Annotated in this window: 20 protein-coding genes, 1 tRNA gene and 1 pseudogene; 10 read left to right on the top strand and 12 right to left on the bottom strand. The window is 70.0% G+C overall.

Annotation, left to right across the window (positions count from 1 at the left end; all coding sequences use genetic code 11):
• Positions 1–98: 98 nt before the first annotated feature.
• The 10 genes from M3M27_RS08155 to M3M27_RS08110 all read right to left on the bottom strand — a co-directional run bounded on the left by M3M27_RS08155 (position 99) and on the right by M3M27_RS08110 (position 13,117).
• Positions 99–1,670 (bottom strand): APC family permease, encoded by a 1,572-nt coding sequence (locus tag M3M27_RS08155; protein ID WP_434027725.1) that lies wholly within the window; start codon positions 1,668–1,670, stop codon positions 99–101.
• 62 nt (positions 1,671–1,732) lie between these two features.
• Positions 1,733–3,568 (bottom strand): DUF885 domain-containing protein, encoded by a 1,836-nt coding sequence (locus tag M3M27_RS08150; protein WP_434027723.1) that lies wholly within the window; start codon positions 3,566–3,568, stop codon positions 1,733–1,735.
• A complete protein-coding gene (locus tag M3M27_RS08145; protein WP_434027722.1) occupies positions 3,565–5,415 on the bottom strand; it encodes a DUF885 domain-containing protein in 1,851 nt (616 codons plus the stop codon). The genes M3M27_RS08150 and M3M27_RS08145 overlap by 4 nt, the downstream gene beginning before the upstream one ends.
• 178 nt (positions 5,416–5,593) lie before the next feature.
• Positions 5,594–6,796 (bottom strand): M24 family metallopeptidase, encoded by a 1,203-nt coding sequence (locus tag M3M27_RS08140; protein ID WP_434027721.1) that lies wholly within the window; start codon positions 6,794–6,796, stop codon positions 5,594–5,596.
• Positions 6,793–8,391, bottom strand: a complete 1,599-nt coding sequence (locus tag M3M27_RS08135) for an aldehyde dehydrogenase family protein (RefSeq protein WP_434027720.1) — start codon at positions 8,389–8,391, stop codon at positions 6,793–6,795. Before M3M27_RS08135 ends, M3M27_RS08140 begins: the two co-directional genes overlap by 4 nt.
• Before the next feature lie 228 nt (positions 8,392–8,619).
• On the bottom strand, positions 8,620–9,525 hold the full coding sequence (locus M3M27_RS08130; RefSeq protein ID WP_434027719.1) for a dihydrodipicolinate synthase family protein: 906 nt from the start codon (positions 9,523–9,525) through the stop codon (positions 8,620–8,622).
• On the bottom strand, positions 9,522–10,832 hold the full coding sequence (locus tag M3M27_RS08125; RefSeq protein WP_434027718.1) for an FAD-dependent oxidoreductase: 1,311 nt from the start codon (positions 10,830–10,832) through the stop codon (positions 9,522–9,524). Before M3M27_RS08125 ends, M3M27_RS08130 begins: the two co-directional genes overlap by 4 nt.
• The gene (locus M3M27_RS08120; RefSeq protein WP_140718759.1) at positions 10,825–11,070 is read right to left on the bottom strand and encodes a 2Fe-2S iron-sulfur cluster-binding protein; all 246 of its coding nucleotides are present in this window, start codon (positions 11,068–11,070) and stop codon (positions 10,825–10,827) included. Before M3M27_RS08120 ends, M3M27_RS08125 begins: the two co-directional genes overlap by 8 nt.
• Positions 11,067–12,179: an NAD(P)/FAD-dependent oxidoreductase gene (locus tag M3M27_RS08115; protein WP_434027717.1), complete on the bottom strand. Its 1,113-nt coding sequence runs from the start codon at positions 12,177–12,179 to the stop codon at positions 11,067–11,069. Before M3M27_RS08115 ends, M3M27_RS08120 begins: the two co-directional genes overlap by 4 nt.
• Complete coding sequence (locus M3M27_RS08110; RefSeq protein WP_434027716.1) at positions 12,176–13,117, bottom strand: proline racemase family protein; 942 nt, start codon at positions 13,115–13,117, stop codon at positions 12,176–12,178. Before M3M27_RS08110 ends, M3M27_RS08115 begins: the two co-directional genes overlap by 4 nt.
• Positions 13,118–13,288: 171 nt before the next feature.
• Between M3M27_RS08110 and M3M27_RS08105 the strand changes: the two genes are divergently transcribed.
• The 4 genes from M3M27_RS08105 (at position 13,289) to M3M27_RS08090 (ending at position 17,128) form a co-directional block, all read left to right on the top strand.
• A complete protein-coding gene (locus M3M27_RS08105) occupies positions 13,289–13,996 on the top strand; it encodes an AraC family transcriptional regulator (RefSeq protein ID WP_177497495.1) in 708 nt (235 codons plus the stop codon).
• A gap of 165 nt (positions 13,997–14,161) precedes the next feature.
• Positions 14,162–15,472 (top strand): signal recognition particle-docking protein FtsY, encoded by a 1,311-nt coding sequence (gene ftsY, locus M3M27_RS08100; protein WP_434027715.1) that lies wholly within the window; start codon positions 14,162–14,164, stop codon positions 15,470–15,472.
• A gap of 304 nt (positions 15,473–15,776) precedes the next feature.
• Positions 15,777–16,832, top strand: coding sequence for an A/G-specific adenine glycosylase (gene mutY, locus M3M27_RS08095; protein WP_434027714.1), 1,056 nt, complete (start codon positions 15,777–15,779; stop codon positions 16,830–16,832).
• A gap of 20 nt (positions 16,833–16,852) precedes the next feature.
• The gene (locus tag M3M27_RS08090) at positions 16,853–17,128 is read left to right on the top strand and encodes an oxidative damage protection protein (RefSeq protein ID WP_140718765.1); all 276 of its coding nucleotides are present in this window, start codon (positions 16,853–16,855) and stop codon (positions 17,126–17,128) included.
• Positions 17,129–17,146: 18 nt separating this feature from the next.
• On the opposite strand, the gene M3M27_RS08085 is transcribed toward M3M27_RS08090, so the two are convergent.
• Positions 17,147–17,605 carry a DUF6491 family protein gene (locus M3M27_RS08085; protein ID WP_434027713.1) on the bottom strand — a complete coding sequence of 153 codons (459 nt, stop codon included), beginning with the start codon at positions 17,603–17,605 and terminating at the stop codon, positions 17,147–17,149.
• Between the two features lie 62 nt (positions 17,606–17,667).
• Positions 17,668–18,474, bottom strand: a pseudogene (locus M3M27_RS08080) (IS5 family transposase).
• Between the two features lie 104 nt (positions 18,475–18,578).
• On the opposite strand from M3M27_RS08080, the gene M3M27_RS08075 reads away from it, so the two are divergent.
• The 6 genes from M3M27_RS08075 to M3M27_RS08050 all read left to right on the top strand — a co-directional run bounded on the left by M3M27_RS08075 (position 18,579) and on the right by M3M27_RS08050 (position 23,206).
• The gene (locus M3M27_RS08075) at positions 18,579–18,842 is read left to right on the top strand and encodes a hypothetical protein (RefSeq protein ID WP_140718768.1); all 264 of its coding nucleotides are present in this window, start codon (positions 18,579–18,581) and stop codon (positions 18,840–18,842) included.
• A 270-nt stretch (positions 18,843–19,112) separates the two neighbouring features.
• Positions 19,113–19,188, top strand: a tRNA-Phe gene (locus tag M3M27_RS08070).
• A gap of 131 nt (positions 19,189–19,319) precedes the next feature.
• Positions 19,320–19,856 carry a lipocalin family protein gene (locus tag M3M27_RS08065; RefSeq protein ID WP_434027712.1) on the top strand — a complete coding sequence of 179 codons (537 nt, stop codon included), beginning with the start codon at positions 19,320–19,322 and terminating at the stop codon, positions 19,854–19,856.
• Positions 19,857–19,935: 79 nt separating this feature from the next.
• Positions 19,936–20,409 (top strand): LEA type 2 family protein, encoded by a 474-nt coding sequence (locus tag M3M27_RS08060; protein WP_140718770.1) that lies wholly within the window; start codon positions 19,936–19,938, stop codon positions 20,407–20,409.
• A 44-nt stretch (positions 20,410–20,453) separates the two neighbouring features.
• On the top strand, positions 20,454–22,241 hold the full coding sequence (locus tag M3M27_RS08055) for an acyl-CoA dehydrogenase C-terminal domain-containing protein (RefSeq protein ID WP_434027711.1): 1,788 nt from the start codon (positions 20,454–20,456) through the stop codon (positions 22,239–22,241).
• 404 nt (positions 22,242–22,645) lie between these two features.
• Positions 22,646–23,206 carry an HNH endonuclease gene (locus tag M3M27_RS08050; protein ID WP_218569414.1) on the top strand — a complete coding sequence of 187 codons (561 nt, stop codon included), beginning with the start codon at positions 22,646–22,648 and terminating at the stop codon, positions 23,204–23,206.
• Positions 23,207–23,295: the final 89 nt, after the last annotated feature.

Here is a 23,295-nt window from a genome sequence, read left to right as displayed (position 1 = left end):
ACATCTCCGATCATGCTCCTGCGGGAGCAGGTCTACGTGGCCTGGGGCCATCGGCCGCGATGGGGGCTCGCCTGAAGCCGCTCCAGCAAATGCAGAAACTATTCCCCGTCGTCCTCTTCCAGCGCCAGCTCGTCGCTGCGCAAGCCGGTCCGCGCGCCCCAGTGGTAGACGCCGAGCGCGATGGCCGCCACCGCCAGCGTGTCCCACGGGTGCGCGATCGCGCCGATGCCGCCGAAGGTGCCCAGGTACGACACGGCCATCACCAGCACGTAGAACCCGATCAGCCACGACGAGCCGCGCACCTGGCGCAGCAGGCGCGGCCGGGCCTCGCGCGACGGCAGCCGGTACGCCACGTAGGCCGCGAACGCCAGCACCTGCAGTCCCAGCAGCCACGACAAGGTCTTCCAGGTCGACCAGTAGACGATCAAGGCGGCGATCACGAACGAGAGCGGCCCGATCACGCCGAACGCGATCACCCGGAACGGTCGCGCCAGCGCCGGCGCGCTGCGCCGCAGCGCCGCCACGGTCACCGGCGCGACCGCGTAGCTGAGCACCAGCGCCGCCGAGACCACGTTGATCAGCGTCTCCCACGACGGGAACGGCAACGTCCAGAACACCGACAGGGCGAAGCTCAGCCATAGCGCCGGACGCGGGATGCCCGACTTCGCGTCGATCCGGGTCAGCACCGGCAGGAACCCGCCGCTGCGCGCCCAGCCGTACACCACGCGCGGCGTGGCGTTCATGTAGATGTTGCCGGTGCCGCTCGGCGACACCACCGCGTCGCAGACCACCAGCGCCGCCAGCCAGCCCATGCCCAGCGCCAGCGCGATGTCGCGGTACGGCAGCGAGAACGTCCGGTCGATGCCGCTCCAGCCATCGGCGAGATGGTCGGCGGGAATGCCGCCCAGGAAGGCCAGCTGCAACAGCACGTAGATCACCGTGGACAACGCCACCGACAGGATCAGCGCGATCGGGATCGTGCGCTGCGGCTCGCGCACCTCGCTGGCGACCGAGACGATCGGGGTCAACCCAAGGTAGGCGAAGATGATGCCGCCGGCGGAGATCGCCGCCTCCACGCCGGCCGCGCCGAACGGCGCGAAACCGTGCACGTGCAGGTTGCCGGTGTCGAAGTGCGCCAGCAGCAGCACGATCACCAGTACCGGCACCACGAACTTGAACACGCTGACGATGTTGTTGGCCAGCGCGAAGGTCTTCACGCTGAAGTAGTTGAGCCCGAAGAACAGCACCAGCAGCGCGAACTGCAGCAGCCAGCCGGACAGGCTCGGATGGGTGCTGCCGGGCTGGCTCAGCGACGGGAACCAGGCCGCGGCGTACTGGCGGCAGGCCTCGACCTCGATCGCGATCAGGCTGGAGAACGCGATCAGGGTGATGAAGCCCATCAGCGAGCCGAGCAGCGCGCCGTGCGAGTACTCCGGATAGCGCACCACCCCGCCCGCGCGCGGCAAGGCGGCACCGAGTTCGCAGTACACCAGCCCGAGCAGCAGCACCGCGATGCCGCCGATCACCCAGGACAGGATGCCGGCCGGGCCGGCGATCGCCGAGACATGACTGGCGGCGAACAGCCAGCCGGAACCGAAGATCGAGCCCAGCCCGATGAAGGTCAGGTCGGTCAGGCTCAGACTCTTGTGGAACTTGCCTTGTGCAGCCATGGATCTCCCCTGGAAAAGGTACAACCGGCATGACCACCCCGTGGGAGCGGCTTCAGCCGCTCCTACAGTGCAGCATCCTGGGACTTGTTCTTGTCCGCCCACGGCGACTTGCCGCCATCCGCGATGAACCGATCGACCTGCGCCTCCAGTACCGGCAGCGGCACCGAACCGGTCTGCAGCACGGCGTCGTGGAAGGCGCGGATGTCGAACTTCTCGCCCAGCGCCGTCTCGGCCTTGCGGCGCAGTTCGAGGATCTTCAGTTCGCCGAGGTAGTACGACAGCGCCTGCCCCGGCCAGGCGATGTAGCGGTCGACCTCGGTGGTCACCTCGTGCTCGCTCAGCGCGGTATTGTCGCGCAGGTAGGCGATGGCCTGCTCGCGCGTCCAGCCGCCGTGGTGGATGCCGGTGTCGATCACCAGCCGGCAGGCCCGCCACATCTGGTAGGTGAGATAGCCGAAGCGCTCGTAGGGCGTGGTGTACATGCCCATCTCCTGCCCCAGGTACTCCGAATACAGCGCCCAGCCCTCGCCATAGGCGGAGATGTAGCTGTAGCGGCGGAAGTCGGGCAGCGTGGCGTCCTCCGCCGCGAGCGGCATCTGCAGCGCATGCCCGGGCGAGGACTCGTGCAGCGTGAGCGCCGGCAGGTTGTAGAGCGGGCGCGACGGCAGGTCGTAGGTATTGACCAGGTAGATGCCCGGGCCGCCGCGGCCGCCGGTGTAGAACGGCGCCAGATCGGCCGGCACCGGCTCGATCGCGAAGCGCCGGCGCGGCAGGCGCCCGATGTAGTCGCCGACCTTGGCGTCCACCTTCTTGGCGATCCACGCCGCCTCCTTGAGCAGTTCCTCGGCGCTCTTGGGGTAGAACCGCGGATCGGTGCGCAGGAAGTGCAGGAACGCCGGGAACGTCTGCTCGCCGGCCGGCGCCTCGAAGCCGCTGGCCGCGATGGTCTCGTCCATCTCCTTGCGCAGGCGCGCCACTTCCTTCAATCCGAGCGCGTGGATCTGCCCGGGGTCGAGGTCGAGCGTGGTGAATTCGCGGATCTGCGCGCGGTAGTACTCCTTGCCGTCCGGCAACGCCTCGCCGGCCAGCGTGGTGCGCGCCTTGGGCAGGTATTCCTCGCGCATGAAGCGCAGCAGCTTGGAATAGGCGGGGATCACGCTGGAGGAGATCGCCGCCAGCGCCCGGCCGCGCAGTTCGGCCTGTTTGGCCGCCGGGATCGCCGCCGGCATCCGCTTGAACGGCGTGTAGAACAGGTTGGCCTCGCCCGTCGCCCGGGCCACATCCGCGATCGACTGGTCGCGCCCGTCCAGCGTCACCCGCGGCTGGCTGAAGCCGCGCGCCAGGCCGGCCCGCATGTTGGCGATCTGCTCGTCGAAGTAGCGCGGGATGTCGGCCAGCTGGCCGAGATAGCGGCGGTAGTCTTCCGCACTGTGGAAGCTGCCGCGCGCGGTGAAGCCGAGGTTGCTCCAGAACGCGGTGTCGCTGTTGAACGGCATCTCCCACGCGCGGAAGCGCTGCTGGTCGAGGAACACCGCGATCTGCTGCCGGTAGACCTGGTAGTTGACCTGCTCGGCCTGCGGCAGCTGGTCCTGGGGAATCGCGTCCAGTTCCTTCATCACCTGCTGCCAGTACGCCGTGCGCACCTGCTGCGTGGCCGGATCGACCCTGGGCAGGTGGTCGGCCGGCGCGCCCTGCCCGTCCTCGTCGTCGGCACCGGCGAACTGCTGCTGCCGCCACGCCCACTCGCGCTGGTACAGGGCCTTGAAGCGCTGGGTGGCGGCCTCCGTGGCAGCGGCTTCGGCCCCGGTCGGCTCTGCCCGGACCGCGGCCGGGACCGAAGTCCCTGCCACGGCGATCGCGACGAACAGGGCGGCAGGCAGTGCGTGCAGCCGGCTCATGCTTTCCCCTCGCTTCCGGACCCGCCGGCCGATGCGGCCGGCGCGCGCTTGGTCTGCTCGATCCAGGCGTCGATGCGCGCATCCAGCAGGTCCAGCGGCATCGCGCCGCCGCCGAGGATGGCGTCGTGGAAGGCGCGGATGTCGAACCTGTCGCCCAGTTCCTTCTCGGCCTTGGCGCGCAGCGCCAGGATCTCCAGCTGGCCGATCTTGTAGCCCAGTGCCTGGCCCGGCCAGACGATGTAGCGGTCGGTCTCGGCCTGGATGCTCGGCTCGTCGTCGGACGGATGCGCGTGGAAGAAATCCACCATCTGCTGGCGCGTCCAGCGCTTGTAGTGCACGCCAGTGTCGAGCACCAGCCGGTTGGCGCGCAGCAATTCGCCGCACAACCGGCCATAGTCGCTGTACGGGTCCTTGAAGAAGCCGACCTCCTTGCCCAGCCGCTCGGCATACAGCGCCCAACCCTCGATGAAGGCGTTGTAGCCGGCCTGCTGGCGGAACGGCGGCAGCGGCAGGGTCTGCGACAGCGAGATCTGCAGGTGGTGGCCGGGCACGCCTTCGTGGTAGGCGGTGGTCTCGATGTTGATCAGGGTGCGCTCGGTGGCATCGTTGGCGTTGACCATCACGATCGCCGGCTTGGTGCCCTCGGGATTGCTCTGCCAGTACTCGGCGCCCGGCGCCTCGCGCCGGTACGCCGGCATCGCGCGCACTTCCAGCGGCGTCTTCGGCAGGCGGCCGAACAGCCTGGGCAGCTCGGGTTCCATCCCGGCGATGTAGCCGCGATAGAGATCGAGGATCTGCCCGCTGCTCTTGGCGAAGTGCTTCCTGTCGCTCGCCACCGCCTTGCGGAAGCTCGCCAGGTCCTCGTAGCCCAGCGAGGTCGCGATCGCGGTCATCTCGCCCTCGATCCGCGCCACTTCCTGCAGGCCGATCTGGTGGATCTGTTCGGGGGTCTTGTCGCTGGTGGTCTGGGTGCGGACCGCGAACGCATAGCGCTTGTCGCCGTCCGGCAGCGACCACAGCCCTTCATGCTCGCGCCCCTGCGCCGCGTACTCGTCCTGCACGAACGCGGCCAGCTTCTCGTAGGCCGGACGCACCTGCTGGTCGATCGCGGCGATCACCTGCTTGCGCAGTTCATCGCAATGCGCGGGATCGGGCACGGCCTTTTCGAGCTTCTTCAGCGGCGAGGCGAACGGGCTGTCGGCGCCCTTGGCCGCGGCGATCTTGCGGATCTGCCCGGGCAACTTCTCCAGCAGGTAGCGCGGTTGCACCAGGCCGTCCTTCGCGCCCTGGCGCGAGGCCTCGATCACCTGGTCGACCAGCGCCGGCACCGCCTGCAGGCGCTTGATCCAGTCCTGGTAGTCCTTGGCCTCCTCGAACGGGAACGCATCGCCATAGCCGGCCAATGCCAGCTGGATGCCGCCGACCGGTTCCAGCAACATCTCGTGGTTCTTCAGGTCGATCGAATCGAGCCGGTCCTGCAGCTGGCGCAGCATCATCTGCTGGCTCAGCCGGCGCTGTTCGTCCAGGCCGGCGGCGTCCACCGCCTTGAAGCGCCGCAGGAAGTCGGCCGTGGCCCTGCGGTCGGCCGCCACCGCGGCCAGCGAATAATCGCTCCAGCGGTCGTTGTAGCGCTTGTCGCCGATGATGCTGGCGAACTCCGGGCTATGTTCGAGCTGGTACTGCCATTGCTCGTCGAGGAGCTTGTCGAAAGCCTGGGCCGCCTGTTCGGGAGCGGTGCCGGCGCTGGCCGGATCCGCCTTCGGCGCGGCCGGGGGCTGGGAAGCGCCGCAGGCCGAGAGCAAGGCCGCGGCGAGCAGCGGAACAGCGACGGATCGAATCAGTGGCATGCGGTCTCTCCAGGAAGTCGGGATAGCGTTTTTGAAGGTGCCCTCGTCCGCCCTCCGGGCGTCTTCTCCCGCAGGCGGGAGAGGGCGACATCCGAGAAGCCCTGCCCTCCCATCCCTCCTCCCGCCTGCGGGAGAAGGTGGCGCGGAGCGCCGGATGAGGGCCGTTGTTCCATCACCATCACGCGAACGGCCGGTCGATCGCCACCGACGGCGGGGTGAACCACTGCGCGCCGTCCCCGGTGACATGGAAATGGTCCTCCAGCCGTACCCCGAACCGCCCCGGCACCACGATCATCGGCTCGTTGCTGGCGCACATGCCCGGTTGCAACGCGGTGCGGTTGCCGCGCACGAGGTACGGCGCCTCGTGGATGGCCAGGCCGCAACCGTGCCCGGTGCGATGCGGCAATCCCGGCAGGCGGTAGTCCGGGCCGAGCCCGGCCGCTTCCAATACCTTGCGCGCGGCATTGTCCACGTCCTCGCAGGCCACGCCGGGCCGGATCGCGGCGAACGCCGCGGCCTGCGCCGCCTTCTCCAGCTCCCAGATCCGGCGCTGCTCGTCGTCGGGCGTGCCGAAGATCCAGGTGCGGGTGATGTCGGAGTGGTAGCCCTGCACGGTGCAGCCGGTGTCGATCAGCACCAGTTCGCCCTCGCGCAGGTGCTGCACGCCGGGGATGCCGTGCGGGAACGCGGTGGCGTGGCCGTACTGGACGATGCAGAAGGTCGAGCCGTTGTCGGCGCCGAGCGCACGATGCGCCGTGTCGATGAAGCGCACCAGTTCGTCGGTGCCGATGCCCTCGCGGGCGATGCCCGCCGCCAGCCGCTGCACGTGCAGGGTCATGTCGCAGGCCTGCTGCATCAATGCCAGCTCGGCCGGCGACTTGCACAGCCGGCAACCGTCGATCACCGGCGCGGCATCGACGATCGATCGCGGATCGAGGTGCGCGCGCAGGCCGGTATGGATCGCGAACGCGGCGCCCGGATCCAGCGCCAGCGTGCGCGCGCCGCGCTCGGCCATCGCCTGCGCCACCAGCGCGTGCGGGTCCTCGTGCTCTTCCCACAGGCGCTTGCGCGCGGGAATCTTCAGCACCGCATCGAGCGAGCCTTCCTCGAACGCCGGGCAGACCAGCAGCGGATCGCCCTCCAGCGTGACCAGCAGCGCGACCAGGCGCTCGCTCGCGCCCCACGGCACGCCGGCGAAGTAGCGCAGCGAGGTGCCGGCACCGACCAGCAACGCGTCGGCGCCGAGCGTGCGCAGCAGCATGCGCGCGCGTTCGATCCGCTGCTGGTACTCCGCGCCGGAGATCGCAGGCGCCCGCTGCGCCCACGGCTGCAGTTGCGCCTGCGCCTCGGCGAGCGTCAGGTGGCCGACCTGCGCGCTCATGCCGGCGTCCCGACGTCGGCGGTGGTCCACCGCCCGTCGACCAGACGCTGCACGCCGCCCGGGTTGGCGTCGCGCAGTTCCACCGGCAGCAGCGCATCGGGCACCGCGTCGTAGCTGTGCAGCGCGGCGAAACGCCGGATCGCGCCGGGCATGCCGACCGCGGTGAAGCCCGGGTGCCCCGTGCTCGGGAACGGCCCGCCGTGGTTCTGCGCCGCGCTGACCGCCACGCCGGTGGGCATCTTGCTGTTGATCAGGCGGCCCACGCGGACCCGCAGCACCGGCGCGATCGCGCGCCAGGCCGCGTCGTCCGAGCCATCGGCCGCGCGGTACAGCGTGCCGGTCAGGTTGCCTTCGAACGCGCGCGCCACCGCCACCATCTCGTCGGTGTCGCGCGCCCGCACCAGCAGGCTGACCGGGCCGAACGCCTCGGTCTGCAGCTCGCGCGGACGCGCCAGGAAATCGGCCGCATCCACCGACAGCAGCGTCGGCGGATAGCGGAACCCGGCCTCGCCCCGGTCCGGCGCCACCGCCAGCACCTCGGCACCGGCCTTGCGCAGCGTATCCACGCCCTGCGCCACGTGTTCCACGCCGGAACGCGAGAACAGCACCATCGGCGACGCCCCGGCGAAATGCGCGGCGGCCTTGGCGACGAAGGCATCGCCCTCGCTGCCGCGCGGCACCACCACCACGCCGGGATTGGTGCAGAACTGCCCGCTGCCGAGCGTGCACGAGGCGAAGAACTCCATCGCCAGCGCCTCGCCCCGTTCGGCCAGCGCACCGGGCAGCATGAACACCGGATTGACGCTGGACAGCTCGGCGTAGAACGGGATGCCGGCGGCGTCGGCGGCCGCCTTCAGCGCCAGCCCGCCGCCACGGCTGCCGGTGAAGCCGATCGCGCCGATCCGCGCGTCGCCGGCCAGCTTCAGCCCGGCGGCGTTGTCGAGGTGATGGAGCATCTGCACCGCCGCGGCCGGCAAGCCGCTGGCGAGCAGGGCCCGGTGCGCCAGCTGCGCCATGCGCTGGCTGGTGGCCGGATGCAGCGGGTGCGCCTTGGCGATCACCGGGTTGCGCGCGGCGATCGCCGAGGCGAAGTCGCTGCCGGCGATCGCGTTGAAGGCGAACGGGAAGTTGTTGGGGCCGAACACCACCACCGGCTTGGCCAGCGGCGCCAGGTGCGCGCGCAAGCCGGCGGCGGTATCGATCACCGGCTGCGTCCAGGCGTGTTCGCGCACCGCCTTGGCGGCCTGGCGCAGCTGCCCGCTGGTGCGCGGCAGTTCGTTGCCGCGCAGGCGCGTGGGCGCCGGCAATGCGGTTTCGACGTGCGCCAATGCGACCAGTTCGTCGGCATCGGCGTCGAGCGCGTCGGCGTAGGCCTCGAGGAATGCGGCGATCTTCTCCACCGGTGCGGCGGCCAGTTCGGCCGCGATGGCGCTGGCCGCGGCGACGGCGGCTTCCACGTCGGCGGCGCCGCTGATTGGGAAGGCCGGGCCGATCGCCTCGCCCGTGGTCGGGTCGGCGGCTCGGAAGCTGCCTTTCGCTTCGAGGCTGGGTTGCCAGCGGCCGGCAAGCAGGATGGGTTGGATCGTTTCGTTCATTGCTATGGACCTCGTTGCGTCATTCCCTTCTCCCGTCGGGAGAAGGTGCCCCGAAGGGGCGGATGAGGGTACGGCCGAAGCCTCGTGTAGTCGAACATGCTCAGAGGCTTCGCCCTCGTACCCTCCCCCGCTCCGCGCCCCGGCCCGCGCTTGCGGCGTTCCGGAGCGCGCGCGCCAGTGGCGCGCAAACCGCGCCCTGTCACCCCGGAGGGAGAGAGGTTTCAGGCTTCACGGCTTCGGAGCCGTCGCGATCGCGTGGTCGATCACCTTCAGCACCGCTTCGCGCTCGGCGCCCTCGATCGCCAGGCGCGGCGCGCGCACGGTCTCGCTGCCCATGCCGACCTTGGCCTGCACCAGCTTGATCAGCTGCACGAACTTGGGCACGGTGTCCAGGCGCAGCAGCGGCAGGAACCAGTTGTACAGCCCGGCCGCGGCCTTGTAGCCGCCGTCGCGGGCGAGCTCGAACAACTTCACCGACTCGACCGGATAGGCGTTGACCAGGCCGGCGATCCAGCCTTCGGCGCCCATCGACAGGCCTTCGACGATCGCATCGTCCATGCCGACCAGCAGCACCAGGCGGTCGCCCAGCAGCTCCTTGATCGCGGCGAAGCGGCGCACCTCGCCCGAGGACTCCTTGACCGCCTGCAGGTTCGGGAACTCGGCCGCCAGCTCGGCGATCTGCGAAGGCAGGATGTCGGTGCGGTAGGCCACCGGGTTGTTGTAGAGGATGCACGGCAGGTCGGTCGCGCCCAGCACCGCGCGCGCGTACGCCTTGGCCTCGTGCCAGTCCGACGAGTAGACGTACACCGGCAGCACCATCAGGCCGCGCGCGCCGGCCGCCTTGGCCGCCTGCGCCAGCCTGACCGCCTCGGCGGTGGACAGCGAGGCGATGCCCGGCACGACCGGCACGCGATCGCCGACCGCCTTGACCAGCGTCTGGATGATCGCCACCTTCTCGTCGAAGGACAGCGTCGCCGCTTCGCCGAGCGAACCCAGCGGCACGATCGCGGTGCAACCGGCATCGACCAGCTGGTTGGCGTGCTTGGCGAGGAATGCGTGGTCGACGCTGCCGTCGGCGTTGAACGGGGTGGTGATGGCGGGCAGGACGCCCTTCCAGAAGGAAGCGTTGCTCATGATGTCGTCTCTTGCGGATCGTTGGTGAAGGGATCGGCCAGCGCCGCGAGGCGGACCGGGAACAGCGGCGGCCGGCGGCCGCCATCGGAAGAGGTGCCGGGCCGGTTGACGCCCAGTTCCGCCAGCGCGGTGCCGCAGATGCGGCCCTGGCAGGCGCCCATGCCGCAGCGCGATGCGAGCTTGGCGTCGCGCGCGTCGGCGATGTCGCGCACCGCGCCCAGCGGCACGTCCTCGCAGCGGCACACCAGGGTCTCCGGCTCGGCCAGCGCATGCACGCGCGGGTCGAGCGCGAAGGCGTCGTCCAGCAACGCGGCGAAGGCACGCGCGTGGTCGCGTCGCGGCTTGAGCGCCCGCGCGGCGGATTCCGCGCCCGCGGCCATGTGCCCGGCGATCTCGCCCTCGACCAGCGCGCAATCGCGGCCGCCGATGCCGAGCGCCTCGCCGGCGGCGAACACGCCGTCCACGCTGGTGCGCAGCGCCTCGTCGGTCGCCACGCGCGCATGCCTCCCGGCCGTTTCGAGCCTGCAGCCCAGCAATGCCGCCAGTTCGGTGTTGGGCACCAGCCCATAGCCGACCGCCAGTTGGTCGCAGGCGATGCGCTCGCGCCCGCGCGGACCTTCGATCTCGACCTCGCGCAGCGCGTCGTCGCCATGGGCGGCGACCACCACGCTCCCGCTGCGGTAAGGCACGCCGGCCAGGCGCGCGCGCAATGCCAGCGCCTGCAGCGCCTTGCCGGGCCAGCGCGGCAGCCGCAGCGCGAAATCGCGCAACGCATGCGCCGGCGCCTGTTCGTGGATGCCGAGCACGCGCGCGCCATGCGCCTGCAGCGTCGCCGCCGACGCCAGCAGCAGCGGCCCGCTGCCGGCCACCAGCACGCGCTTGCGGCGCAACTGCCAGCCCTGCTTGGCCAGCGCCTGCGCACCGCCTGCGCCGGTCACGCCCGGCAAGGTCCAGCCCGGGAACGGCAGCAGCAGTTCGCGCGCGCCGGTCGCCAGCACCAGCGCGCGGTAGTTCAATCGCAGCGCGCCATGCGCGCCCTCGGCCAGCAGCCACCCCGGCTGCGCCAGCACCACCTGGGTGCCCGGCAACCATTCGATGCCGGGACCGGACAACGCCTCCAGCGCGCGGCGCGCCATCGCCGGCACGCCCCGCTCGACGTCGTGCCGCCACACCTGCCCTCCCGCGTGCGGCTGCGCATCGACCACCCCGACGCGCGCGCCATGCGAGGCCGCGGCGCGCGCGGCCGCAAGCCCGGCCGGGCCTGCGCCGACCACCAGCACGTCGTAATGGCGGACCGGATCAGCCATCGGTGCGCACCTGCATGCCTTCCCGCGCCGGCGTCATGCACGCCCGCAGCTGCGCCACGCCGTCGATGCGCACGCGGCATTCGAAGCACACGCCCATGCCGCACAACGGTGCGCGCGGCTGGCCTTCGCGCGAGCGCCGGAACGGCACGCCGAGCGCCGCCACCGCCGCGGCCACGCTGGCGCCGGCCGGCACGTCCACCGGCCGGCCGTCGACTTCCAGGCGCAACGTGCCGCTCATGCCGCGGCTCCTGGCAACGCGCGCGACGGCAGGTACGGCGCCGGATCGATCGCCGGCGCGCGCCCGAGCAGGGCGTCCACGATCAGGCGCGCACTGCCCAGCGCGGTGGTCACGCCGAGTCCCTCGTGGCCGGCGGCCACCCAGACATCGCGGCGATCCGGCACTTTGCCCAGGTACGGCCGCCCATCCGGCGTGGCCGGGCGCAGCCCGGTCCAGATCCGGATCGCCTGCAGTTCGCGCAGCACCGGCAGGAACGCGAAGGCGCGCTGCAGCATCTGCCGCAGCAGCGGCAGCGAGACCTCGCGGTCGGTCGCGCCGAACTCGCGCGAGGAACCAATCAGGATCTGCCCGGTCGGACGCGGCTGCACGTTGAAGGCCACGCTGCTGTCGGCGTCGCCATGCGCGGAATCGGCGTAGCCCAGTTCCAGCAGTTGGTGGCGGACCAGGCCGGGATGGCGATCGGTGATCGCGAGCTGGCCCTTGCGCGGGCGCAGCGGCAGTTCCGGCAGCAGCCGCGGCAGCTCGGTGCCGGTCGCGACCAGCACCGGCCCGGACAGCTGCGTGCCATCGTCCAGGCGCACGCCGTCGTCGAGCAGCGCATCCACGCGCAGGCCGTGGTACAGCACGGCACCGGCGCGTTGCGCCACCGCGACCAGGTGCCGCGCCATCCGCGGCGGATACACCACCGCCTCGCCGGGCACGCGCATGCCGCCGGCCAGGCCGGGTACCAGCCACGGTTCCAGTTCGTAGAGCCGGCGCGCATCCACCCGCTCGGCCTCCAGGCCCGCCGCGGCGAGCCGCGCGATCTTGGCCGGCACCGCCGACAGCTCGCGCTCGTCGCGCGCCACCCACAGCGTGCCGCAGCGGCTGAACTCGGCCTCCGGCAGGTCCGCGTAACGCTCCCACAGCCGCAGCGAGTAGGCCGAAAGCGCCAGTTCGGCCGGATCGTCGTCCATCGCCACCAGATGCCCCATCGCCGCCGCGGTGGCGCCGCCACCGACCGGGCCCGGCTCGACGATGGCCACGCGCAGGCCCTCGCCCGCCGCCGCCTCGGCGCAGGCCGCGCCGACGATGCCGGCGCCGACGACGATGAGGTCGTAGCGGCTCATCCGACGCGGATGCCCCAGGCGAACGGGTCGGCCGGATCGACCAGCAACTGCGAACGCGCGGTGACGTGGGCGGTCCCGGCGATGCGCGGCAGCACGCCGCGCTCGCCGCGGCGATAGCTGCCCTCGAACACGCTGCCGAGGATGCCCTGCTGGATCCAGACCTCGCCCTCGGCCAGCTTGCCGTCGGCGGCCAGGCAGGCCAGCTTGGCGCTGGTACCGGTACCGCACGGCGAGCGGTCGTAGGCCAGGCCCGGGCACAGTACGAAGTTGCGCGCCTCCCCGCTGCCGTCGGGCGCGGGGCCGTTGACCTCGATGTGGTCGATCTCGCCGCCGTCCGCGCCGGTGATGCCGGCTGCCTCCAGCGCCTGCCGGATCGCCTCGGTGTAGGCGGTCAGTTCGCGCTGGTGCGCCAGGTCGAGCACGTACGGCGACTGCTCGGTGATGTAGAACCAGTTGCCGCCCCAGGCGATGTCGCCGCGCACCTCGCCATGGCCAGGCACCTGCACCGCCACGTCCTGTGCGTGCCGGTAGCTCTCGACGTTGTCGATGGACACCCGTCCGTCCGCGTCCAGGTCCACGCCGACCGTGCCCACCGGCGTCTCGACGAAATGCCGGCCCGGCTGGAGCCGGCCCAGGTGCTGCAGCGTGCGCACCACGCCGATCGTGCCGTGGCCGCACATGCCCAGGTAGCCGACGTTGTTGAAGAAGACCACCCCGGTGCAGGCGCGGGGGTCGCGGGCCGGCAGCAGCAGCGCGCCGACCATCGTGTCCGAGCCGCGCGGCTCGCAGGCGATCGCGCTGCGCCAATGGTCGAACTCGGCACGGAAACGCTCGCGGCAGCCGGCCAGGTCGCCGTCGCCCAGGTCAGGGAATCCGGCGAGCACGACCCGGGTCGGTTCGCCGGCGGTATGGGAGTCGATCACGTCGATGGTGTGCATGCCGCCATGCTCACATCCGGAGCGCGATGGCGACTAGCGGAGAATGCCGGCCCGCAATGCGGAAATCCGCACAACGCGGCAATGCGTCGGCAACCGTGGTTTGCGCTAGCATCGGTTGGCCGGCCGTGACCGGCGCCTCATCTTCGCACCCGCATCACGCCAGAGAACACGATGGACCTCAACCTGCCCGCCCTCGAAATGCAGACGTTGTTCGACGCGCTGCCGGACGTGGTGTTCTTCGTCAAGGATCGGGAAGGCCGCTACACCCATTGCAACCTCACCCTGGTGCGCCGGCTCGGGCGCAAGCAGCGCAGCGAAGTCATCGGGCGCCTGCCGCTGGAAGTGTTCCCGGTGGCGCTGGGCGGCAGCTACATCATGCAGGACCGCCGCGTGCTCTGCGGCGAACTGATCGACAACCAGCTGGAGATGCACCTGTACCCCAACCGCATGCCGGGCTGGGCGCTCACCTTCAAGCGCCCGCTGATCGAAGGCGACGAGGTGGTCGGCATCATCGGCGTCTCGCGCGACCTCGGCCAGCCCGACAGCAAGCACAGCGCCTACGAGCGCCTCAACCGGGTGATGGAATACATGCAGGCCAACTTCGGCGACAACGTGCGCGTGCAGACCCTGGCCGACCTCGCCAGCCTGTCGGTGGCGCAGCTGGAGCGGCATTTCCGCCGCGTGTTCCAGGTCACCCCGCAGCAGCTGCTGACCAAGCTGCGCATCGAGGCGGCGATGCGCCTGCTGCACGGCGACGACAGCATCGCCGCGATCGGACAGCAGTGCGGGTTCGCCGACCAGAGCGCGTTCGCCCGCCAGTTCAAGGCCACCGTCGGCATGACGCCGCGCGATTACCGCACCCTGAAGGGGCAGCTGTAGCCGGGCGCCGCGCGGCCCGGATGCGCAAAACCGCCGAATCCGCCGGTTTCTTCGCAGTTGCCGGCTCCGGCGGCGGGCCCGCCCCCGGACGCCGTGCCGGAGCCGGATCACGGCCGGTGCCGGCCCCGGTGGTAGCATGTCGGCCTGTTCAAGTCCCCCTGTCCGATGCTCAGCTTTTTCCGCCGCAAGAAGCCCCAGGACGCCGCTGGCGACCAACCGCGGACCGCGCACTACAGCAACGAAGACCTGGCTGCCGCGTTCCCGCAGGCTCCGTCCGCGTCCGAGCCCCCCGCCCCTGAACCGCCTGCCGCCGAGCCGCCGGCGACGCCCCCGGTCGAAGCCCGTGCCGACGCCCCTCCGGCGGTCGCCGGCGAGGCCCCGCCGATCGCCGCACTGCCGCTGGAAACCCCGCAGGACGCCCCGCAGCCTGTGGCCCCCGTCGCGCAGCCCGTACCGGTCCCGATCGCCGCGATTCCCGACCCGGTGGCCACGCCTGCGCCCCCGGTGCAGGCCGACGACGCCCTGGTGCCGGCCAACGCCGCGCCCGCCGCCCCGGCCGGCAAGCCGGGCTGGCGCGAGCGCCTGCGCAACAGCGCCTTCGCCCGCAGCTTCGGCGGCCTGTTCTCGCGCAACCCGCGCCTGGACGACGATCTCCTGGACGAGATCGAGACCGCGCTGATCACCGCCGACGTCGGCGTGCCCGCCACCACCGCGTTGGTCGAGGACCTGCGCAAGCGCATGAAGGCGCGCGAATTCGCCGACGCCAACGCCTTGCTGGCGGCGCTGCGCGCGGACCTGGTCGCGCTGCTGCAACCGGTCGCCAGGCCCTTGGTCATCGACCGCGACGCCAAGCCCTTCGTGGTGCTGACCGTCGGCGTCAACGGCGTCGGCAAGACCACCACCATCGGCAAGCTCGCCAAGCGCTTCAAGGACGAAGGCCACAGCCTGATGCTGGCCGCGGGCGACACCTTCCGCGCCGCCGCGGTCGCCCAACTGCAGGCCTGGGGCCAGCGCAACGGCGTGGCCGTGGTGGCGCAAGGCCAGAACGCTGATGCCGCGTCGGTGGCCTACGACGCACTGCAGGCCGCCAAGGCGCGCGGCACCCAGGTGCTGATCGCCGACACCGCCGGCCGCCTGCACACCCAGACCGGCCTCATGAACGAGCTGGGCAAGATCCGCCGCGTGCTCGGCAAGCTGGATCCGGCAGCGCCGCACGAGGTGCTGATGGTGATCGACGGCACCACCGGCCAGAACGCGCTCTCGCAGCTGCGCCAGTTCCATGCCGCGGTCAACGTCACCGGCCTGGTCGTGACCAAGCTCGACGGCACCGCCAAGGGCGGCGTGGTGTTCGCGCTCGCCCGCGAGTTCGGGATCCCGATCCGTTTCGCCGGCATCGGCGAGCGCCCCGAGGACCTGCGCGTGTTCGATCCGGAAGCCTTCGTGGATGCCCTGCTCCCTGAAGCCCTGGGCACCTAAGCATCCAAGTCCCCTATCCCGCCGGGGTGACAGAGCACGGTTTGCGCGCCATTGGCGCGCGTGCTCTGGAACGCCCGCGCCGCAAGCGCAGACCAGAGTGAGGAGCGGGGTTGGGTTGAGGCTACGGGCGAAACCTCCGCAGCCAAGGCAGCGCTACCGCGACGCGATGGTTCGCCTTGGCTGACGCGCGGCGACGCGTCCATCATCCATCGGCCGTATTCCTGCGGCGCGGTTCCGCCCGTACCCTCATCTCCCCGCAAGGCACCTTCTCCCGCAAGGAAAAGGAACTCCAGCCACCGACAGCATGAGCCAGCCCATCCCCTACGCCCCCCGCCTGCTCGCCTGGTTCGACCAGCACGGCCGCCACGACCTGCCCTGGCAGCATCCGCGCACGCCATACCGGGTCTGGCTGTCGGAAATCATGCTGCAGCAGACCCAGGTCGCCACGGTGATCCCGTACTTCCTGCGTTTCGTCGAGCGCTTCCCGACCCTGCCCGACCTCGCCGCCGCCTCCACCGACGAGGTGATGGCGCACTGGGCCGGCCTGGGCTACTACGCCCGCGCCCGCAACCTGCATGCGGCGGCCAAGGCCTGCGTGGCGCACCACGGCGGCGACCTGCCGCGCGACTTCGACGCCTTGCACGCCCTGCCCGGCATCGGCCGCAGCACCGCCGGCGCGATCCTCGCGCAGGCCTGGAACGACCGTTTCCCGATCCTCGACGGCAACGTCAAGCGCGTGCTGGCCCGCTACCACGGCATCGCCGGCTGGCCGGGCCTGCCCGCGGTGGAGAAAACGCTGTGGTCGTTCGCTGGCGACCATGTCGCCGAGGTGCCGGAAGGCCGCATGGCCGACTACACCCAGGCCCAGATGGATTTCGGCGCCACCCTGTGCACCCGCGCCAAGCCGGCGTGCGTGGTGTGCCCGCTGCAGGACGACTGCAGCGCGCGCCGCGAAGGCCTGGTGGACGCGCTGCCCACGCCCAAGCCGGGCAAGCCATTGCCGGAACGCGAAGCGACCGCCCTGCTGCTGGAAAACGCCGCCGGCGAGCTGCTGCTGCAGCGCCGCCCGCCGACCGGCATATGGGCTTCGTTGTGGACGCTGCCGCAGGCCGATACCGACGCCGAACTGCGCGACTGGTTCGCCCGCGAGATCGAGGGCGACTACGACGCCGCCGAGGCGCTGCCCACGATCGTCCACACCTTCAGCCACTACCGCCTGCACCTGCAACCGCTGCGCCTGCGCAAGGTCGCCCTGCGCGGCGGGGTGCGCGACAATGGCGACCAGCGCTGGGTGGCGCGCGCCGACCTCGTCGCGCTCGGCCTGCCCGCCCCGATCCGCAAACTGCTCGACGGCCTCTAGGCCGCCCGCGAGGACCTCCGATGCCCCGTACCGTCTTCTGCCACTACGAACAACGCGAAACCGAAGGCCTGGACTTCGTCCCGTATCCCGGCGAACTGGGCAAGCGCGTGTTCGAGCAGATCGGCAAGGCCGGCTGGGCCGCATGGCTTGCCCACCAGACCATGCTGATCAACGAGAACCGGCTGTCCCCGCGCGATCCCAAGCATCGCGCCTTCCTCGAAGAACAGCTGCAGAAATTCCTGTTCGCGCGCGACGCCGAGAAGCCGGCAGGCTACGTGGCCCCCGGCGCGGAATGACCCACGCCGGCGGCGGCCTCAGCGGCCGTCGCCGTCCTGCGGCCGGGCGCGTTCCTCGACCTTGGCTTCGCGCAGTTCCTTTTCGGACGTCTTCAGCGCCTTCACGTCCAACGGGCGGATGGCCTGGATCCGGCAGGGAATGCGGATCCCGCGCGGCCCGCCCAACACGATCACGTCGTCGAAGCGCGCCGATACGCGCCCCATCATGTTGGTGATCGAGATCGCCGGCGCGAAGTCCAGGTCGTTGCAGCGGCCCGCCAATTCCAGCAGGTACGCCGTCCCGGGCCTGGTCCATACCGCCAACGCGGTATCGCCCAGGTTGGTCCAGCCGTTGAGGCTGCCGAAGTACTGGAAGTCCTTGACCGGCGCGCCCGCATGCGCCCGGTACAGCGACAACCGCTCGTCGTCGCCGAGGCGCCCCGTCGCGCAACCCGCCAGCAACGTGGCCACAACCACCGCACTGAGCAGACCTTTCATGGCGCGATCCTTCAGAATGCCCTATTGCATCTTTTAACAAATTACCGCGCGGCTAGAGCGTGTTATGAACTTTGAAGTATCGAAGCGGCATTACTGAGCATGAGGATGGTGAAGACGACGAAGTGGAGTCCTGCGAGGGTTTCAGGCAGGCGTTCGTAGTCACGGGCCAAGCGGCGGAAGCGGTTGATCCAGCCGAAGCTGCGTTCCACGACCCAGCGGCGTGGCAGCAGCACAAAGCCCTTCTTGGCCTCCGGCAGCTTCACCACGTGCAGTTCGATGCCTTCCTCCTACGCGGCTTCGGCCGGGTCTTTGCCGGTGTAACCCTGATCGACGAAGGCGAGCTTCACCGTTTCGCCGGTGACATGCTGGATTTCCTGCGCCAGCGATCGCACCTGGGCCCGCTCCTGCGCGTTGGCCGGCGTGACCTGCACCGCCAGCAGGTGGCCGAGCGTGTCCACCGCCATGTGCACCTTGCTGCCCTTCTTGCGCTTGTAGCCATCGTAGCCGGCCCGCGGACCGCTCTCGCACGTGGACTGCAGCGTGCGGCCATCCAGGATCACGGCGCTGGGCTGCCCTTGCTTGCCTTGCGCTACCCGCAAGACCGAACGCAGGTCGTTGACCATGGCCTCGAAGCAGCCCGCCTGCAGCCAGCGCTGGGTCTGCTGGTAGACCGCTTCCCACGGCGGAAACTCATGGGGAATCAAGCGCCAGGGCGCGCCGGCCCGGGCCATCCAGCGCAACGCGTTGAACATCAAGCGCAGCTCGTACTTGCGCTGCCGTGCTTGCGGGTCCATCAGCGTCAGGTAGGGCGCGGCGAACGCCCACTCTTCATCGGTGACGTCGGTCGGATACGGGCGTGGCGGCTTCATCCGCTTACGATAGCCGAGCCGGATCAAAGTTCATAACACGCTCTAGCCCCCTACCAACCACTGCCGTCTCAGCTGGTGAGACCAGCATCCTTAAAGTCCGACTCATGGAACCGGAATCCGCCCGCCAACACGCCTACTCGCAGGCCTATGCCCTGCTCCAGGCCGCCACAGCCGGGGATCCGCGGCTGTTCAACATGGCCTACCAGCGGGCGCACGAGCTGCTGTTGACCACCTACCCGGACGAAGAGCCCGCCATCGTCGAGGCCCTGGCGACGTTCTCCCAGGTCCTCGGCCGCGCCTGCCCGAGCAGCCGGCATCCTCTGCCCCAGGCCAACCCGAGCCCGCAAACGGTCGCGCCCGCGACCTGAACGACGAGCGGCGTATGCACCGCCGCATCGGTGCGGCCAGGAAAGCCAACGGCCCGTCATCCTCATCGCGGAATCAAGGCCAGATCCATCGGTGGCCCGCAGGGCCTTGCGTTCCACCACGCGTCGATACCCGGGAGATCGTGGAACAAGCAGGCGCGAGAACCCTCGCCCCCCTTCATCGAAGCAAATCCGCAACAAAGGCTTGCCCTATCCGCGGACGGTCGTTATGATGCGCGTCCTCGCAACGCAGGCACTGCATTGCGGCGAAGTGGCCGGGTAGCTCAGTTGGTAGAGCAGGGGATTGAAAATCCCCGTGTCGGGGGTTCGATTCCCTCCCCGGCCACCATGATCGAAGAAGCGCCGGAAGGCGCTTTTTTCGTATCCGGGCACCATCGACAAGCCGGCGGCCCGCCCTTTCGTTCACGCGAGACGAAGATCGCTTCGCCTAGCGTCGCGGCATCCGATCGGAGTGTGCCGATGCGTCTTCGTCCGCTGCTGCTCTCCAGCCTGCTCGCCTTCGCGCCTGCCGCCATCGCCGCCGAACCGGTCGTCGCGGTGGAGCGACTCGACATCTCGCGCTATGCAGGCCAATGGCACGAGATCGCACACCTGCCGGTCTCGTTCCAGAAGAAGTGCAGCCGCGATATCACCGCACAGTACACCTTGCGCGACGATGGCCTGATCGGCGTGCGCAACGCATGCGTCACGCACGATGGAACGCAGATCGAAGCGCAAGGCGTGGCGCGCCGGGTGCCTGGGCACCCTGCTCGGCTCCAGGTGCGCTTCGCCCCGGACTGGCTGGGTTGGGTACCGTTCGTGTGGGCCGACTATTGGGTGCTGGTGTTGGATCCGGACTACCGGTGGGCCGTGGTCGGCGAGCCGGACCGCAAATACCTGTGGATCCTCTCGCGCTCGCCGCGGATGTCGCGCGTGCAGCTGGAGCAGCTCAAGGACGAGGCCGTCCGCATGGGCTACGACCTGTCGGACCTGGTCGTGGCCGCTCCCTTGGACTGAGCGCACCGCCGCCACGGCGCCCGCCCCATACGCCGTAGTATCCTTGAGGCCGTTTCTCAGCCATCGAGGGGCATGCGGCATGCGTTTTTACCGAAGCTTGATCCTGGTAGTGGTCGCGCTGGCATTGGCTGGCTGCGGCGGCGGCATGGTGCGGCGGGTGTCCGAGCCCACCGCCAGTATCCAGCAGCTCACCGTCCGGGCCGACGGCAGCTGGTCGCTGGACCTGCGCCTGCAGAACTACAGCAGCATCCCGATGCGCTTCGAGCGGGTTTCCCTCGATGTCCTGCTCTCCGACCAGAGCGCGGGCAAGATCGACCAGGCCATCGGCATTTCGATCGGCCCGGAAACCGCTGATGTCGTGCAGGTCGCCCTGCAACCCTCCTCGTTCGCCAAGCTCGCCGTCGCCGACGTGCTCGCCGGGCGGCGCTCGCTGCCCTACGAACTGAAGGGCAAGGTCTGGGCCACGCCCGAGGAGAAGAAGCAGCGCGAATTCGACGTCGATGCGCGCAACACGCTCAGCCCCGCACCGGGACTGGACGGCGTCCTGCGCTGAACCATCCACGCCCGGGCCACGGGCACGCGAACTCCGGGAACACCATGAGCAGCTATTCCGCACCGCTTGCCGACCTGCGCTTCGCCCTGTACGACGTGCTCGGCGTCGAAGCCTTGTTCTCCCGCCTGGGCCATGCCGAGGCCAGCCGCGACATCGTCGATGCCGTGCTCGAGGAAGCCGCGCGCTTCGCCGGCACCGTGCTGGCGCCGCTCAACGGCGTGGGCGACGAGATCGGCTGCGCCTTCGACAAGGCCACGCACGAGGTCACCACGCCGCCGGGGTTCAAGCAGGCCTACGAGCAGTTCGTCGAGGGCGGCTGGACCGGCCTGACCGCGGCGCCGGAACTCGGGGGCCAAGGACTGCCGCATACGCTGGGCATCCCGCTCAACGAGATGGTCAACGCCGCCAACCTGGCCTGGGGCAACTTCCCGCTGCTCTCGCACGGCGCGGTCGAGGCGTTGAAGCAGCACGGCGAGGCATGGCAGCAGGAAGTCTTCCTCAAGCCACTGATCGAGGGCCGCTGGACCGGCACGATGTGTCTGACCGAGCCGCACTGCGGCACCGACCTGGGCCTGCTGAAGACGCGCGCCGAACCGAACGCCGACGGCAGCTACGCGATCACCGGCACCAAGATCTTCATCACCGCCGGCGAGCACGACCTGACCGACAACATCGTCCACCTGGTGCTCGCCAAGCTGCCCGACGCGCCCCCGGGCGCCAAGGGCATTTCCTTGTTCGTCACCCCGAAGTTCAAGGTCGGCCGCGACGGTGCCGTCGGCGAGCGCAACGCGCTGCACTGCGGCTCGATCGAGCACAAGATGGGCATCAAGGGTTCGGTCACCTGCGTGATGAACTTCGACGGTGCCCAGGGTTGGCTGGTCGGCCAGCCGCACAAGGGCCTGCAGGCGATGTTCACCATGATGAACACCGCGCGCCTGGGGGTGGGCCTGCAAGGCATCGGCCTGTCCGAGCGCGCCTACCAGAACGCGCTGCGCTACGCGCGCGAGCGCCTGCAGTCGCGCTCGCTGGCCGGCGCCAGGTTCCCGGACAAGCCGGCCGACCCGATCGTCGTGCAGCCGGACGTGCGCCGCATGCTGCTGACGATCAAGTCGCTGACGGAGGGCAGCCGCCTGCTCGCGCTGCACGCCGCCACGCTGATCGACGTCGCCCACCGCTCGCAGGATCCGGCCGAGCGCGAGCGCGCCGACACGCTGGTGAGCTTCCTGACCCCGATCTCGAAGGCCTGCCAGACCGAATGGGCCATCGAGAACACCTACCACGCGTTGCAGTGCTTCGGCGGGCACGGCTACATCCGCGAACACGGCATGGAGCAGTTGGCGCGCGACGCGCGCATCACCACGCTGTACGAAGGCACCACCGGCATCCAGGCCCTGGACCTGATGGGTCGCAAGACCGCCTCCACCCAGGCCGCCGGGCTGAAGCTGTTCCTGGCCGAGGTCGAGGAGTTCGCGCGCGCATGCGAAGGCGACGCGGCCCTGACGGAGTTCATCAAGCCGCTGCGCGACAAGGCCAGCGAATGGGCGATGCTGACCCGCGACGTCCTGGAACGCGCCGCGAAGGATCCGGAGGAGATCGGTGCGGCCAGCTACGACTACCTGTTCTATTCCGGCTACGTGGTGCTGGCCTATTGGTGGGCGCGCAGCGTCGCCGCCGCCAACGCCTCGGCGCACGACGAGGGCTTCAAGCGCGCCAAGCTGGAAACCGCGCGCTTCTACTACGCCCGCATCCTGCCACGCACCCTGACCCATGCCGCCAACATCCGCGCCGGGGCCAAGCCGCTGATGGCACTGGACGAGGCGCTGTTCGGCTGAGCGGGGATTCGGGATTCGGGATTCGGGATTCGGGATTCGGGAAAAGCATCTTTGCCCGGGTCCGGTCGTCAAGCGACCTGATGCTTTGCGCGGATTTCCTGCCTCCCCTCTTCTGTGGGAGGGACTTCAGTCCCGACAGTCGGCGGCAAGGCCCTGTCGGGACTGAAGTCCCTCCCACAACAAACCCGGCTCTAAGCAGGCCTGTCGCTCTGCCGAGTCCCAAACCCGAGCCCCGACCTTCCCCCCTGAACAGCCATACACAAATTGTCAACAATGGGGTATAAGCTGTCTTCCCGATGGAGACAGACACTACCTCGCGTGATCTGATCGACACCGGAGCCTGCGCAGCGCCGGTCCTTTCCGCTCCGGCGGACTTCCCTTCCCTTTCCCGCCCCGTCGGCTCGATGCGATTCCTGTCGCTCGACGCGCATGGCCGGGTGCTGGACTGGATCAACTGGCAGGACGCCGCCTGCCTGTACGCCCGCGACGCGGTGTCCTGGACCCTCGGCGAGCCCTGCCTGCAGATCCACGGCGGCATCTCGCGCGCGACCGGCGAGCGCAGCGTGCTCGAACTCCACCCGATCATCGCGGCCCGCGGCCACGCCCATGCGCGCGCGCTCGACCCGACCCCGTCGCTGACCAACACCGCGCTGTTCGCCCGCGATTCGCAGCTGTGCCTGTATTGCGGCCAGCACTTCAGCCGCCCGCACCTGACTCGCGACCACGTGATGCCGATCTCCAAGGGCGGCAAGGACACCTGGGAGAACGTGGTCACCGCCTGCTTCCACTGCAATTCGCGCAAGGCCAACCGTACCCCGCAGCAGGCCAACATGCCGCTGCTCGCGGTGCCTTACCGGCCCAGCTGGATCGAGCACCTGATCCTCTCCAACCGCAACATCCTGGCCGACCAGATGGCCTTCCTGAAGGCGCAGCTGCCCCGCCAGGCGCTGCGCCGGCTCGGCTGAGGTTGCGCCGGAATCCCGGCGGGACGGGCCTCGCTTCACGCGGCGTTTTCCCGCGCGTCACCCCGCGCTGGCACCTGAACCGGTTTGCT

The sequence above is a fragment of the Xanthomonas boreopolis genome (assembly GCF_046529185.1).
Classification (GTDB): Bacteria; Pseudomonadota; Gammaproteobacteria; order Xanthomonadales; family Xanthomonadaceae; genus Pseudomonas_S; species Pseudomonas_S boreopolis.
This window is presented reverse-complemented; position numbering and strand designations above follow the sequence as displayed.

Coding starts and splice junctions, on each gene's coding strand:
- M3M27_RS08155 (WP_434027725.1), bottom strand. CDS start 1,670: ATGGCTGCACAAGGCAAGTTCCACAAGAGTCTGAGCCTGACCGACCTG.
- M3M27_RS08150 (WP_434027723.1), bottom strand. CDS start 3,568: ATGAGCCGGCTGCACGCACTGCCTGCCGCCCTGTTCGTCGCGATCGCC.
- M3M27_RS08145 (WP_434027722.1), bottom strand. CDS start 5,415: ATGCCACTGATTCGATCCGTCGCTGTTCCGCTGCTCGCCGCGGCCTTG.
- M3M27_RS08140 (WP_434027721.1), bottom strand. CDS start 6,796: ATGAGCGCGCAGGTCGGCCACCTGACGCTCGCCGAGGCGCAGGCGCAA.
- M3M27_RS08135 (WP_434027720.1), bottom strand. CDS start 8,391: ATGAACGAAACGATCCAACCCATCCTGCTTGCCGGCCGCTGGCAACCC.
- M3M27_RS08130 (WP_434027719.1), bottom strand. CDS start 9,525: ATGAGCAACGCTTCCTTCTGGAAGGGCGTCCTGCCCGCCATCACCACC.
- M3M27_RS08125 (WP_434027718.1), bottom strand. CDS start 10,832: ATGGCTGATCCGGTCCGCCATTACGACGTGCTGGTGGTCGGCGCAGGC.
- M3M27_RS08120 (WP_140718759.1), bottom strand. CDS start 11,070: ATGAGCGGCACGTTGCGCCTGGAAGTCGACGGCCGGCCGGTGGACGTG.
- M3M27_RS08115 (WP_434027717.1), bottom strand. CDS start 12,179: ATGAGCCGCTACGACCTCATCGTCGTCGGCGCCGGCATCGTCGGCGCG.
- M3M27_RS08110 (WP_434027716.1), bottom strand. CDS start 13,117: ATGCACACCATCGACGTGATCGACTCCCATACCGCCGGCGAACCGACC.
- M3M27_RS08105 (WP_177497495.1), top strand. CDS start 13,289: ATGGACCTCAACCTGCCCGCCCTCGAAATGCAGACGTTGTTCGACGCG.
- ftsY (WP_434027715.1), top strand. CDS start 14,162: ATGCTCAGCTTTTTCCGCCGCAAGAAGCCCCAGGACGCCGCTGGCGAC.
- mutY (WP_434027714.1), top strand. CDS start 15,777: ATGAGCCAGCCCATCCCCTACGCCCCCCGCCTGCTCGCCTGGTTCGAC.
- M3M27_RS08090 (WP_140718765.1), top strand. CDS start 16,853: ATGCCCCGTACCGTCTTCTGCCACTACGAACAACGCGAAACCGAAGGC.
- M3M27_RS08085 (WP_434027713.1), bottom strand. CDS start 17,605: ATGAAAGGTCTGCTCAGTGCGGTGGTTGTGGCCACGTTGCTGGCGGGT.
- M3M27_RS08075 (WP_140718768.1), top strand. CDS start 18,579: ATGGAACCGGAATCCGCCCGCCAACACGCCTACTCGCAGGCCTATGCC.
- M3M27_RS08065 (WP_434027712.1), top strand. CDS start 19,320: ATGCGTCTTCGTCCGCTGCTGCTCTCCAGCCTGCTCGCCTTCGCGCCT.
- M3M27_RS08060 (WP_140718770.1), top strand. CDS start 19,936: ATGCGTTTTTACCGAAGCTTGATCCTGGTAGTGGTCGCGCTGGCATTG.
- M3M27_RS08055 (WP_434027711.1), top strand. CDS start 20,454: ATGAGCAGCTATTCCGCACCGCTTGCCGACCTGCGCTTCGCCCTGTAC.
- M3M27_RS08050 (WP_218569414.1), top strand. CDS start 22,646: ATGCGATTCCTGTCGCTCGACGCGCATGGCCGGGTGCTGGACTGGATC.